Annotated in this window: 10 protein-coding genes; all 10 read left to right on the top strand. The window is 48.5% G+C overall.

Annotation, left to right across the window (positions count from 1 at the left end):
• Position 1: 1 nt before the first annotated feature.
• The 10 genes from FHS90_RS03860 (at position 2) to FHS90_RS03905 (ending at position 13,384) form a co-directional block, all read left to right on the top strand.
• Entirely contained in the window at positions 2 to 739 is a 738-nt protein-coding gene (locus FHS90_RS03860) for an endonuclease domain-containing protein (protein WP_182511879.1), read from the top strand.
• Positions 740 to 829: 90 nt separating this feature from the next.
• Positions 830 to 1,135, top strand: a complete 306-nt coding sequence (locus FHS90_RS03865; protein ID WP_182511881.1) for a hypothetical protein — start codon at positions 830 to 832, stop codon at positions 1,133 to 1,135.
• Positions 1,136 to 1,310: 175 nt separating this feature from the next.
• Positions 1,311 to 1,631 carry a type II toxin-antitoxin system RelE/ParE family toxin gene (locus FHS90_RS03870; protein WP_182511883.1) on the top strand — a complete coding sequence of 107 codons (321 nt, stop codon included), beginning with the start codon at positions 1,311 to 1,313 and terminating at the stop codon, positions 1,629 to 1,631.
• A gap of 10 nt (positions 1,632 to 1,641) precedes the next feature.
• On the top strand, positions 1,642 to 2,622 hold the full coding sequence (locus FHS90_RS03875) for a HigA family addiction module antitoxin (RefSeq protein ID WP_182511885.1): 981 nt from the start codon (positions 1,642 to 1,644) through the stop codon (positions 2,620 to 2,622).
• A 335-nt stretch (positions 2,623 to 2,957) separates the two neighbouring features.
• Positions 2,958 to 4,286, top strand: a complete 1,329-nt coding sequence (locus FHS90_RS03880; RefSeq protein ID WP_182511887.1) for a site-specific integrase — start codon at positions 2,958 to 2,960, stop codon at positions 4,284 to 4,286.
• A 350-nt stretch (positions 4,287 to 4,636) separates the two neighbouring features.
• Complete coding sequence (locus FHS90_RS03885; protein WP_182511889.1) at positions 4,637 to 5,665, top strand: LacI family DNA-binding transcriptional regulator; 1,029 nt, start codon at positions 4,637 to 4,639, stop codon at positions 5,663 to 5,665.
• A gap of 685 nt (positions 5,666 to 6,350) precedes the next feature.
• Positions 6,351 to 7,172: an SDR family oxidoreductase gene (locus FHS90_RS03890; protein WP_066838691.1), complete on the top strand. Its 822-nt coding sequence runs from the start codon at positions 6,351 to 6,353 to the stop codon at positions 7,170 to 7,172.
• Positions 7,173 to 7,203: 31 nt separating this feature from the next.
• Positions 7,204 to 8,379 carry a mannonate dehydratase gene (gene uxuA / locus FHS90_RS03895; protein ID WP_220482973.1) on the top strand — a complete coding sequence of 392 codons (1,176 nt, stop codon included), beginning with the start codon at positions 7,204 to 7,206 and terminating at the stop codon, positions 8,377 to 8,379.
• A gap of 113 nt (positions 8,380 to 8,492) precedes the next feature.
• On the top strand, positions 8,493 to 11,717 hold the full coding sequence (locus FHS90_RS03900) for a SusC/RagA family TonB-linked outer membrane protein (protein WP_182511890.1): 3,225 nt from the start codon (positions 8,493 to 8,495) through the stop codon (positions 11,715 to 11,717).
• 11 nt (positions 11,718 to 11,728) lie between these two features.
• Positions 11,729 to 13,384, top strand: coding sequence for a RagB/SusD family nutrient uptake outer membrane protein (locus FHS90_RS03905; RefSeq protein ID WP_182511892.1), 1,656 nt, complete (start codon positions 11,729 to 11,731; stop codon positions 13,382 to 13,384).
• Positions 13,385 to 13,391 lie beyond the last annotated feature (7 nt).

A 13,391-nucleotide genomic window follows, 5' to 3' on the forward strand; every position in this document is an offset into this window, starting at 1 on the left:
TATGCCAAAGTATACAGAATTACCTAAAAAAAGAATATGCAAAGTTTGTAATAGTGAATTCCAACCAGTGAATTATAGCATATTCTGCTCTAAGAAATGTCAGGAATCTAGGCTTTCAGAAATAAAAGCTAGCAAAAAAAAGACAATAACTCTGCCATGTGTTACGTGTGGGACTACGGTAATAGCCTCCACATCTTTAGAATTGCAATACGCAAGAAAAGGAAGAGCTTATTGTTCTGAGATTTGTAAGAAAGAGTTTATTAAACAAAAAAGCTCTAAAGTTATGGCAGAAACTAATCGTAAGTATGCGTCAGAGCGAATGAGGAAAAAGAACCCGATGCACAATCCAGAAGCAAAAGCTAAAATGAAAGCGAAGCTTAAGGAAATAGGCTGGAAGCCGCCAGTTCATAAAGGTAACGGGCATCTCACCGAACCTCAGAAAGTTCTTGCTGCCGCACTCAACTGGCCCATGGAGGTTGCGGTTAATACTGGTAAAAGGCAAGCTGGTTTACCTACTTGTTTTAAAATTGATATTGCGAATGAAGAACTTAAGATTGCTATAGAAGTTGATGGCGGCTCCCATCATGCTTTGGCAATTAAAGAACAAGATGCACGCAAAACAGCTTTTCTGGAGTCGCTAGGCTGGAAAGTGATTCGATTCTGGAACAAAGAAGTAAACAGCAACCTGGATGAATGTGTAAGAAGAGTAAAAGAGTTGGTTACCAGTAAAGCTGCTTAATATTAAACAAGAAATGCCACTCGCTCGCCCCGCCCAATTTGGGTGGGGCTTTTTATTTTCTTTGAAACTCATATATTTAAAAGAAAAATCATGGCCAACTTCATAAAACTCCCATCGTCAACCTCCTCGCCTAATACGCATCTTGTCAATGCTGCAGATATCATGCGTTTTGTCGCTTCTGATGAGAAGGGAGAATTAAAACTCAGTATCTATTACCGTACATCTGGGGACAACTACCATACTGTTGTTTACCAATATGAAACTCCGCAAGAACTTGATAACGCTTTCATGCGATTCCAAGAGCTTGTAACAGTAAAGGAGTTTGATGCAGGAAAACATAAGCCTTACACAGAGCGTCCTTTCCCTGGAGGTGATGTCTACTTCATGTCTTATTAGCTAAGTATTGTTTAATATAGGTATCTTGACATCAGTGTGGATAACTGTGTTTTTAGGTTTCTGTCTTAAATGGTTGTTAATGAGGTGGTTTTGGTGTTTTCTACAAAAAAGTGTTAATAAATTTTATAAGTTGTTCACATTTTTGTGAACATTATTGTATACATTTGCGTTACCAATGGAGATAATATTTAATGATGATGAGCTGTGCTCACTCTATGAGGGGAAAAAGATCAAGAACAAAGAATACCAATCAAATCCACAATTGGTTAAACAGTTTATCAAGACTGTAAAACTCATGCAATCAGTATCTCGGGTTGAGCAGCTGACTCAATTTTATACCTTGAATTACCATAAGCTTGGTGGTAAATTAGATGGGCTCAGTACAGTATATGTAAATAAGCAATACCGGATACTTTTTACAGAAGTTCCAGAAGAAGAACCTCCTCATATAGTGAGAATCGTCAAAATTGAAGAACTCAGTAAGCACTATCAATAGCAATACTAAAATGAACATAAAAGATTTAACCCCTGCAATTGCTATCCATGCCGGAGAGTATCTAGCTGATGAATTAGCGGCTAGAGAAATGACCCAGCAGGAGTTTGCTGCGCTTATAGGAATGAATAAGTCTCAGCTTAATGAGATTATTAAAGGTAAGAGAGGTATAAATGCTGAACTGTCTATCCTGATAGGAGAAGCCTTGAAAATGGAACCTGAAATATGGCTGAATCTTCAACTTCAATATGAGTTAGACAAGGCTAGAGTTGATGAGAAAGTACAGGAAAGACAAACCGCAATTGAAGTCTTCAATAGATTGGTAAAGGGTAATGTACCTTTTCAGTTCTTAAAAAAGCTCGGTCGCCTATCAGGAGACCCATTATTTGATATTCCTAAGGTAAAAGAGATTTATGGAGTAAGCTCACTTGAGGGCTTGGCTTCTGTATTTTCCAAACCAGCCTATAGATTTAGGCAATCTGTAAAATTACAGGTGGATCAAGTTAATTTGGTGGGGTGGGTAAAAATGGCCGAATACATGGCTAAAGAGGTAGCCGTGCCAGCCTTTAATCATACTCAACAAGATTCTGTGATGAAGAGATTGCGGAATGCAATCCAAAAAAACAGTAACCTTAAAGAGAATGTTAGGCTTATTCTAGCTGATGCCGGTATCAAACTTGTATATCTTGAGAATCCACCTAAGACCCCTGTCGATGGTATATCGTTCTGGAGTGAGGGAAGTCCAGCTATTGGAATGACCTTGAGGCATAAAAGAATCGATAATTTTGCCTTTACTCTATTTCATGAGTTAGGGCATGTTTATATGCATTTGGTTAACAATAATGAAGCGGAATTTATTGACTTGACCAGTGACGAAAAAGAAAGCAAAGAAGAAAGAGAGGCAGATTTATTCGCTCAGAACTACCTCATAGAAAGAGCGGCATATTTGCGCTTTAAAGAAACGAGCCACATTCTTGATGATGAAGCTGTTTAGAGTTTAGATAGAAAGATGTTTTGCAGAGAATTTAATTTCTGTTTTCGGGCTGTTTTTCAGAAAACAGCCCGAAAACAGAAACCACTGGAATATGAAATACCTTATCCGGTAGCCTTTGCCTGGCAGTTACCAAAACTCTAAACAGCTTCGATATAAGCATTGTGGACTTTGCTAATGAAATAGGGATTCACCCTGCTGTTGTTAGAGGCAGGGTGTGTCATGAGCTAGAATTATACAGTATCAAGACAGAAATAGATTATCAGATTCATTAGGGCTTTTACTCTCCAAACCCCACCCTTTGCGTGGGGTTTGCCTTTTTATGAGAGAGTAAGATTATGCCAGCCACTGTAAAAGTCACACTGAAGGCCAAGCCAAAGGCCGACGGCACCCATTCCGTCCTGATCCGCATCACCAAGGACCGGACCCCGAAGTACCACACCACGGGCGTCTACATCGCCAAATCCCACTGGAACAAGGCAGCCACCTACGAGAAGAAGAACTGGATCAAGACCGGCAACGGCAACCATGGCCAGTACAACCACCGGCTGGACCTGGACGTGGGGGGCTTTATCGCCCTGGCCCTCATCACCGAGCACCTGAGCGCCGAGGAGCTGATCACCCTGTTTGTGGACCTGAAGAAAAAGTTGCAGGCCGTCTACGTGGAGCCCAGGCAGCTGACCGACCTGTACCGCAGGCTGCAGGAGGAGCCAGAGGAACCGGAGGCGTGCTTCCTGCAGCTGTTCAAGCGGGAGATTGAGCGTCTGGAGAAGGCGGGGCAGAGCAGGACCGCCCGCCGGCGCAGCTCCATGTATGACAAGCTGCACGAGTACGCGGGCGGCAGGCTCCCCATGTCAAGGCTCACCCATGACTACATGCTGGACTATGTCACGCACCTGCAGACCATGAAGCGCCCCAACGCCCCCGAGACCATCAACAAGGAGCTGCAGGTGTTCTCCGGCATTGCCAAGCTGGCCATGAAGCGGGGCGACCTGCCGTACGCCCAGAACCCGTTCCCCATGCAGGTGAAGGGCAGGGGGAAGAAGAAGGTCACTTTGGACAGGGAGCAGCTGGAGGCGTTTCTGGCGGTGGAGACGAAGGAAGACCAGAGGGTGATGCGCAACGCCCAGAAGGTGTTCCACATGCAGTACCTGCTCTTCGGGGCCCGCATAGGCGATGTGCTGGAGCTGAAGTGGGACGGGGTGAAAGACACCCATGTGGAGTACACCATGCGCAAGGGGTCAGACGGCCAGCTGGGGAACGGGAAGCGCATGCGGGTAAGGCGAAACGCCGAGATTGACAAAATACTGGAGCTTTACCCGCAAAGCACACCGCATGGGTATGTGTTCCCCTTCCTTTCCCATGAAGACGCGAAGCTGCCGCTGGCCCAGCTTCTGGAGCGGATAGAGAGCTGCACGGCGCTCATCAACCGCAACCTGAAGGACCTGGCGAAGCTGGCCGGGATAGGGGCCAACATCTCCACCCATGTGGCGCGCAAGACCTTCGGCAACCACGCCAACCAGGAGCTGGGCGACCTTTACAAGGTGAAGGAGCTGATGGGGCACGAATCCATCAGGACCACCGAGAGGAATTACATGGACTCCATGCGCCAGGAGGAGTTTGACGCCGCCGCCGAGGTGGTGTACGGCAAAGTAAAACATGGGTAAAACAATTGGGTAAAACAGCCCTAACAGGATTTACACAAAAAAGGCTTTATCTGGTGTCTGAGGCAGGATTGTAAACTGGAGTAGCATGGGTTATACAAAGTATTAGTCCTGTTCCCGCTACCTGGAAGCCCTGAATCAGAAATGGTTCAGGGTTTTTTTATGTCTGTCAAAGTGGCTTTTAGCTGCTGAAGGGTCAACTGACAAGCTTGTTGCTGTTTTTCTTTGCCTTAGGGGAAGGTGGCGCCAAGCATTTTGCAGGAGAATGAGCAGGTGGAGAACCTTCTTTAGGGTGGAGATGTATTTAATTGAGAGAAATTGCTTTCTTTGCAAACGTGTGCATGCGTGATTAAATGAAGAAGCTGTCCTATACCATCAAAGATATTGCCGTTGAGCTGGGGTTGTCCCATTCCACCGTTTCCCGTGCATTAAACAACCACCCCCACATTAGCCAGCAGACAAAAGACCGGGTGAAGGAGCTGGTGGAGAAGTCTGACTACCGGCACAATGCGGTGGCGGCCAGCCTGCGGAACAGCAAGTCTAAAATGGTAGGTCTTTTGGTGCCCAGGATCTCTATGTACTTTCAGTCAACGGTGATTACGGCTATCCAGAACAAGTTGCACGAGCACGGGTATAACCTCATGGTCTGCCAGTCTAATGACTCCCCTGAGATAGAAAAGGAGCTGGTCAATGAGTTGTTCAGTTCCCGTATTGCAGGATTGATTGTCTCTACTACGCTTTACACCACAGACTTCTCCCATTTTGATATTTTCCAGAGGGCTAACATTCCGCTGGTGTTTTATGACCGGGTGCCCAAGAGCCACCCGGCCCACAAAGTGTTGGGAGATGACTACCAGGGGGGATATTTGTCTACGAAGCATCTGCTGGAGCAGGGCTGCAGGCGTATTGCCCATATTAGCGGGCCTCTTACCTGTAGTATTTACCGCCACAGGTATGCCGGCTACCAAGATGCCCTGGCCGAATTTGATGTGCCTCTGGACCCGGCCCTGGTGCATTTTCAGGAGTTAAGCAAAGAAAATGCGATCAAAGCGAGTGAGGCCGTTTTTGCCCTGCCTGTACGGCCAGACGGTGTTTTTGCGGGAAATGATACCACGGCCATTGGGGTGATGCAGCACGCCAAGCAGTTGGGGATTGCCATTCCGTCGCAGCTGAAGATTGTAGGGTATTCCAATGACCCCAGGGCCGAGATCATAGAGCCCTCCATTACCTCGGTTGAGCAGTTCCCATATGAAATGGGGGAGCAGGCGGCTATCCTGATGCTAGACCTGATCATGGATAAAGTAAGCCCAGGCCGGAATCTTATTTCCTTGACCACCCCCATTGAATTGGTGAAACGGCAGTCCAGCTGCCTGCAGGCCTAGGGCTGTAAGTCATTCTTCTGGAAGTGGAAGCCGTTTTCGGCCTGTTTTCTGAAAAACAGGCCGAAAACGGCTTTAATGTTACGTGAATGTATGCATACGTTTGCAGAATAGGGTCTGCTGCGCGCTGGTAAGGAACAGAATGCCTGTTTTCTGCTTTGTGATAGGTATGTGCTTTAAATACAGTTGCTTAGTGGGGTGTTTCTGGTCGTCCTTCTGCAGAAAGAGGCGGCTCTGTGGTGTGCAGGGGGTGCAGGTTTGTTGTAAGTGTTTAAGAGGTTTCTGTTTTCGGCCTGTTTTGGCCAAAACAGGCCGAAAACAGAAATATTTCTTATCAACCACCCGCTGTAAATGAGGCGTAGCCCCTTGGGCTAAATTGCCTGGGTTGATAATTGACTACAGGTACGTATTTGAAAGAAAGGCCCTAAGCCTGCTATGGTCTGCTTTGCATCTCCTTTCTGAAAAGCACTTATATATAAGTGCATCTCTCCATTTGAGGTTTTGATGTATTTATAATGCCACTCCCGTCTAAGGCTTCTCAAATTTAAAATTTTCAAAATATTTCTTGCCTGTTCCAAAATTTATATATCTTTGGGTATGCACACGTGTGCATACCCAAAGATATTCTTATAAAGGTGCTGCTACATCATTGTGCTGCCCAAGGGTATGAAGTTTAGTATTCATTAACATGACAGGATTAGAGCAGTTTTCCTTGAAGGGCAGAGTGATTGTAATTACCGGGGCTACCGGAGTGTTAGGTTCGGCGTTGTCTTTGGCGGTGGCGCAGGCCGGGGCGAAGGTGGCCATCTTGGGCAGGAACGGAGCGCGCGCCAAAGAGCGGGTGGAGGCCATTCAGGCAACTGGCGGCGAGGCCATGGCGGTACTGGCAGATGTGCAGGACGAAGCCCAGATGCAGGCCGCCAAAGAAAAGATATTGCTGGCATGGGGTACCATTGACGGATTGGTGAACGGTGCCGGCGGTAATATGCCGGGGGCCACCGTAGGGCCGGGGCAGAATATTTTTGATTTAAACATTGAAGATACCCGCAGGGCTGTTGATCTGAACCTGTTCGGGACGGTGATTCCTACCAAGGTTTTTGGAAGCGTGATGGCCGACAGAGGCAAAGGGGTGATTGTAAATATCTCTTCCCTGACCGCCCAGCGTCCGCTTACCCGGGTGCTAGGGTATTCCATGGCTAAAAAAGCGGTAGAGTCCTATACTCAATGGATGGCCGTAGAGCTGGGCTTGCGCTACGGTGGCGCTCTCAGAATCAATGCCCTGGCCCCTGGGGTTTTCCTGACAGAGCAGAACAGAGATTTGCTGCTGAACGCAGACGGGAGCCACACAGACCGGGCTGAGAAATTCATCACCAACACTCCTTTTCAGCGGTTTGGTGTGCCAGAGGAGTTGACCGGTACATTGATCTATCTGTTAAGTGATGCCTCCCGGTTTGTAAGCGGCGAAACCGTGCTGGTAGACGGGGGCTTTAACGCGTACTGCGGCGTGTAAACAACAAAAAAATAGTTTAGAAGAAACAGCTATGATGCTTTTGCAAAGTTGGAGATGGTTTGGACCCAATGATCCGGTTTCCTTGCGAGATATTAATCAGGCAGGGGCAACAGGCATTGTCACTGCCTTGCACCATGTGCCTAACGGCGAAGTCTGGACCGTAGAACAGATAGAAAGACGTAAGCAGGAGATTGAACAGGAAGGCCTTGTGTGGAGCGTAGTAGAGAGTGTTCCGGTGCATGAGTCTATTAAAACACAGGCAGCAGGGTTTCAGGCCTATATCCATAACTACAAAGAATCCATCCGGAACCTGGCTGCTTGCGGAGTCAACACCGTGACCTATAATTTTATGCCGGTGCTGGACTGGACCCGCACAGATTTAAGTTACCAGGTGGAAGATGGTTCCCGGGCGCTAAGATTTGAAATGGCGGCTTTCATTGCCTTTGATGTATTTGTTCTGCAGCGCAAGGGAGCCGAAAAAGACTATACCCCAGAGCAGGTTGAAAAAGCCAGGCAGCGTTTTGAGGCAATGTCTGCGCCTGAAAATCTGCAGCTGCAGCAGAATATAATAGCGGGTCTGCCTGGGAGCGAAGAGAGTTTTACCCTGCAGCAGTTCCAGCAAGCCTTAGATGCCTATCAGGATATTTCACCTAAAAAGCTGCAGGAGCATTTAATCCACTTTTTGAAAGAAGTCATTCCCGTTGCCGAAGAGGTGGGGGTGAAAATGGCCATTCACCCAGATGACCCGCCCTACAGCATTTTAGGGTTGCCCCGCGTGGTGAGTACCGCCGCAGATGTGGAGGCGCTCTTTCAGGCGGTTCCGTCCCCCAGCAACGGGCTTTGCTTTTGCACGGGTTCCTTTGGGGTGCGGGCAGACAATGACCTGCCGGCCATGGTTAAACGGTTTGGGGAAAGAATCAACTTTGTGCACCTGCGCAGCACCCAACGAGACGAAGAGGGGAACTTCTATGAAGCCAACCATTTGGAAGGCGACGTGGACATGTACGCTGTCATGAAGGAGCTCCTTCTGGTTATGCAGGAGAGAAAACTTTCTCTTCCTATGCGGCCAGACCATGGGCATCAGATGCTGGATGACTTGCATAAAAAGACAAATCCTGGGTATTCTGCCATAGGTAGGTTGCGCGGCCTGGCAGAGTTAAGGGGGCTGGAGTTGGGGATTTATCGCTCCCTTGTAGGGAATGGTTGATTCTGCGTTCGCACATCCTTCCCTATTATCCCTGATATGAATCTGATCTGTATTCCTTCTCTTGTGTCTGAACTAAAGAATAGCTGATACTAGGTGCCTCTTAAACATATTCTATGATAAAGTATCTACAAGAACGTACATGGCAGCGGCATTGTAGCCTGGCTTCTGTGCTGGTGCTTCTTTCATTTCTTCCTTCGGCGGCAGCCAGAGGGGTAGAAAGGAAGCCTGCTGCTCCATTTACCCCAGAAGGTTGGTTGAACGCATCTGTGGTGCAACAGCAGTTAACTGTAAGGGGCACGGTAAAAGACGCGAAAGGTGAAGCCTTGATTGGGGTGAGCGTGGTAGTAAAAGGGACCCAGATAGGAAGCCTGACAGATGTGGAGGGGAACTTTTCTATCAGGGTGCCCAATGCGCAAAGCGTTTTGGTGTTCTCCTACGTAGGCTATGTTTCTGCAGAGCGGCCAGCCGTGACAAACAGTGCCATGGCTGTGGTTTTACAGGAACAGGCCACCGGTCTGAATGAGGTAGTGGTGATTGGGTACGGCCAGCAAAAGAAGTCTACCCTCACGGGGGCGGCCAGCACCGTGAGTGGTGCCGAGATTCTTAAATCTCCCACCTCTAACGCCACCAATGCCCTGGTTGGGAGAATGCCTGGGGTAGGAGCTATCCAGCGGAGTGGACAGCCGGGGGCCAATGCCTCGGTCATCAACATCAGAGGGGCCGCTACCTATGGAAACAGCGGCGCCATAGTAGTGGTGGACGGTATAGAACGGCCAGACTTCGGGGACATTGACCCGAATGAAATTGAGTCGATCACGGTCTTAAAAGATGCGGCCATGACGGCTGTGTATGGGATTAGAGGGGCCAACGGGGTGATTGTGGTCACCACCAAGGCGGGGAAGGAAGGCAAGCCCAGGGTCAGCTACAGCGGCAACTTCAGTTTACAGACCTATACAGGTATTCCTAAATCTTTGGACGCCTATTCCAACGCGTTTCTCATCAATGAGGCCCGCCGGAATGATGGGTTGGGCAATGAGTTCAGCGCAGACGAGTTACAGAAGTTCAGAGACGGTTCTGACCCGTTCTTTTACCCTGATATCAACTGGTTTGATTATGTAAGCCGCGATTTCTACTCACAGACCCAGCACAATGTGAACGTAAGCGGTGGCACCAAGAAAATAAAATATTTTGCCTCTGCGGGGTACTTGTTTGAGGATGGTATTTTCAAGGAGTTTGAATCTCCTTATGGTTTCAAAACCACGCCTTCTTTCAATCGCTTCAACTTCCGCTCTAATGTGGATATCAATCTGTCTGATGATTTCAAGGTCTCGGTGAGGCTGGGCGGCCGCATGCAGAAACGGTATCAGCCTGCGGGGCCTCAGGGAAGTTCCTTCTCTTATGACAACGTGGAGGGCATGATTTCCAGAATTATGCAGACCCCCTCTTTTGCGTATCCGGTTTTCTTGCCAGACGGCAGAATTGCCCAGAATGCCAATGTGGGCACCAACATCTGGAACCCGTACGCGGTGCTCACCAGATGGGGAACCCGAGATGATGACAACAATGTCATTGAGAGTACTTTTAACTTACATTATAATTTGAGCAAATTAGTAGAGGGACTCACGTTTAGAACCACGGTGGGTTATGATTCCTACTATACCAGCACTACCCGTAGAAATGCGGTTTGGGCGGCCTATAACATTGTCAACCGAAGAACCCAGGAGGTCATGCTTTCCTCTGATAGGCCCCGGGACGAACCCTTGAGCGGGTTGAATGTCACTTACGGCGGTACCATCAATTTCAACTTGCAGTCAGGCTTCAACTATGACCGGTCGTTTGGTGACCACAACGTGGGCGGCCTGGTGCTTTTCACCAGACTCTTAACCAACAGAAGCGCCGGGGCAGGAGTGTTCGCGGCCCCCTATGCTTCTCAAGGGGTGGTGAGCAGGGTCTCCTATAACTACAGAGAGAAATACTTTGTTGAGCTGAATGCGGCCTATAACGGGTCAGAGAACTTCGCCCCGGGGTACCAATATGGATTTTTCCCCGCGGTTTCAGCAGGTTGGACGTTGACCAATGAAGAGTTTTTACAAAACGCGGGTGCCCTCAGTTATTTAAAGGTCAGGGGGTCATATGGTTTGGTGGGGAATGATAGAATGGATAACCGTTTTATTTTCAGAGATGCGTTTGAGCAAAATTCCAATGGGGTGTCCAACAACCCTCCGGTATGGTCGCAGATAGGGAACGCCGTGCAGTTTGGAGACCCAGGCAGTATCAGAAACAATCCGGTCATCTCTCAAACTGCCCATGGTACCCCAGATGTTACCTGGGAGAAAGGCGTGAAGCGCAACATAGGCATTGAGAGTAGCTTTTTCAGGGGCGCGCTTCAGGTGAATGTAGATTTGTTTGATGAAACCAGATATGACATTCTCACCCGGCGGGCTTCCGGTTTAAAAACCTACGGTTTAAGAAATGAACCTTTCCTGAATATTGGGGAGGTGTATAACAAAGGATATGAAGTGGAGGTGAATTATAAAGGGCAGATTGGGGAAGTGGAGATTGGTCTTTATTCCCAGGTGTCTTTTGCCAGAAATGAAATCATCAACCGGGATGAGCCTTTGGGCATGCCCGCGTTGCGAAAAGAGCAAGGCAACCGGGTAGGGCAGTTTTATGGGTACCTCACAGATGGTTTCTACACCTCCCAGGAAGATATCAATAACTCTCCCATCAATACCTTGGGCACCCCTATTCCCGGTGATTTAAAGTACAGGGACATCAGCGGGCCGGAAGGTAAACCAGACGGTATCATCAACTCTGATGACATTGCCCCCATTGGGTATTCCAGATTGCCAGAGTATACCTATAGTTTCTCCCCTTCTGTCACATGGCGAAACTTCTCCTTCTCGGTTTTATTTCAAGGGGTGGCCAATGTGAGCTCAGATGTGATTTTAACGGAGCAGAACAACGGGCAGCAGATGTATGAATTCCAACTGGGGCGCTGGACCCCAGAGACCGCCGCCACTGCCACTTGGCCCGCTCTGCATGCCAGAGGAAACGGGTACATCAGCTACCGGTTAAATGACTTCATTTTGCAAGATGCGTCCTACCTGAAAATCAGGAATGCGGAATTCTCCTACAAACTTCCTGCTGCCTGGTTGCAGCCTTTGAAGATAAATTCTGCCAGAGTCTTCCTAACGGGGCAGAACCTCTACACCTGGACCCGCTTCAAGATGTACTTAGACCCTGAGAATATCAATGTTTCCAATACAGATTTCTCAAGACAGTCCATTTATCCTTCTTCCCGCATCATGAACCTAGGGGTGAACATTCAATTTTAAGAAAAGAGAAAATGAAGGCAACATACATCCTTCCCTTGCTGGTCCTCTTGCTGTTTCTGAGCTCCTGCGAGGATGATTTCTTAGACCGGGCGCCTAGTGTGAATCTGTCTGAAGAAGAGATATTTGCAGACCCTTTGCTGGCTTCGCGTTTTGCAGACAATGCCTATAATCATTTGATTGATGATTACGCTAGGTTCAACTCCCACAGAGGTACCACGTCTCAGGCCTCAGATGAGGCGGTCTCCGGAAATAATGACGTCTCTGTCAGAACGTTAAACCTGGGTACCTACCATGACCATTATGAGCGGGGAGGGGCCTCCTTGAATGATATCAGCGATGTGTGGAACCGGGCCTATGCAGGTATCAGGGTGACGAATGTAGTACTCTCCAAGATGAACCAGGTTCCCTGGACCGGGAACCCTTCCCCGGCCAGAATCAACGGAGAAATGCACTTTATCAGGGCCTTTCTCTATTTTGAGTTGATTAAACGGTTTGGCGGCGTTCCTATCATTGATAAGCCCTACGGAATCTATGAACCTATCAACCTGCCAAGAGCCTCTTATGAAGAGGTAGTAGATTTTATCCTCCAGGATCTGGACGAGGCAGAGGTGGGTTTACCGGAGGAGTACCCCGTGTCTGATTACGGGCGTGCCACCAAGGGGGCAGCTATGGCTTTGCGCTCCAGGGTTTTGCTGTATGCTGCCAGCCCTTTGCATAATGCTGCTCATGATAAAACCAAGTGGGAAGCCGCCGCTGCTGCGGCCAAAGGGGTCATGGATTTAAAGAAGTATTCTTTGCAGGAGACCTACGCTGATATCTTAAACAAGGCGCAGTCTCCAGAATACATCATGATCAAGATCAGAGGCCCGCGCAGCCGCACCGGGTATTTGATAGACTTCTTGATGTCTCCCGGATCTGGTGGCGCCCAAGGGCAGTTTAACCCCACGCAAAACCATGTGGACCTGTATGAAATGAAAGCCACGGGTAAGCCCATTCAAGAGGCTGGTTCAGGGTATAATCCTCAGAAGCCCTATGAAGGGCGTGATCCCAGGTTCTATGCCAACATCCTGTACAATGATGCCCCATGGCAGGGAAGAAGAATGGAGATGTGGGACGGCGGCCGTGATTACCGGGCTGGCAACCCCAACTACACCGCCACCAGATACTACAACAGAAAACTATGGCCAGAGGTCTATACCAACACGTCAACCCAAACGGCGCTGGTGAATTTTGTTTTCTTCCGCTATGCGGAGATTCTTCTAAACTTCGCCGAGGCTCAGAACGAAGCGGTGGGGCCAGATGCGTCTGTATATGAGGCAGTGAATGTAGTGAGAGCCAGAACCTCAGTGGGCATGCCGCCGCTGCCGGCCAATTTAACGCAACAGGAAATGCGGGCCAGGATCAGGAATGAGCGTGCGGTGGAACTAGCTTTTGAAGACCACAGGTGGTATGACATCATGCGGTGGAAGGCAGGGCCTGAAACAGTGGCTAAGCCTATGTACGGTATGGACGTGGTGAGAAACCCAAATGGCAACTTTACCTATACGCCTGTTTTACTTCCAACCACCATGCAGAAGGTCTATTTAGACTACATGCACCTGTATCCCATTCCAAGACCCGAGATTTGGAAAAGTAACGGTACCCTGGTGCAGAACCCAGGCTGGTAACTCTTGA

This window comes from Rufibacter ruber, from assembly GCF_014138425.1.
In the GTDB taxonomy this organism is placed as follows: domain Bacteria; phylum Bacteroidota; class Bacteroidia; order Cytophagales; family Hymenobacteraceae; genus Nibribacter; species Nibribacter ruber_C.

Excerpts from the sequence above, each read along its gene's own strand:
- FHS90_RS03860 (WP_182511879.1), top strand. The coding sequence starts at position 2 with ATGCCAAAGTATACAGAATTACCTAAAAAAAGAATATGCAAAGTTTGT.
- FHS90_RS03865 (WP_182511881.1), top strand. The coding sequence starts at position 830 with ATGGCCAACTTCATAAAACTCCCATCGTCAACCTCCTCGCCTAATACG.
- FHS90_RS03870 (WP_182511883.1), top strand. The coding sequence starts at position 1,311 with ATGGAGATAATATTTAATGATGATGAGCTGTGCTCACTCTATGAGGGG.
- FHS90_RS03875 (WP_182511885.1), top strand. The coding sequence starts at position 1,642 with ATGAACATAAAAGATTTAACCCCTGCAATTGCTATCCATGCCGGAGAG.
- FHS90_RS03880 (WP_182511887.1), top strand. The coding sequence starts at position 2,958 with ATGCCAGCCACTGTAAAAGTCACACTGAAGGCCAAGCCAAAGGCCGAC.
- FHS90_RS03885 (WP_182511889.1), top strand. The coding sequence starts at position 4,637 with ATGAAGAAGCTGTCCTATACCATCAAAGATATTGCCGTTGAGCTGGGG.
- FHS90_RS03890 (WP_066838691.1), top strand. The coding sequence starts at position 6,351 with ATGACAGGATTAGAGCAGTTTTCCTTGAAGGGCAGAGTGATTGTAATT.
- uxuA (WP_220482973.1), top strand. The coding sequence starts at position 7,204 with ATGATGCTTTTGCAAAGTTGGAGATGGTTTGGACCCAATGATCCGGTT.
- FHS90_RS03900 (WP_182511890.1), top strand. The coding sequence starts at position 8,493 with ATGATAAAGTATCTACAAGAACGTACATGGCAGCGGCATTGTAGCCTG.
- FHS90_RS03905 (WP_182511892.1), top strand. The coding sequence starts at position 11,729 with ATGAAGGCAACATACATCCTTCCCTTGCTGGTCCTCTTGCTGTTTCTG.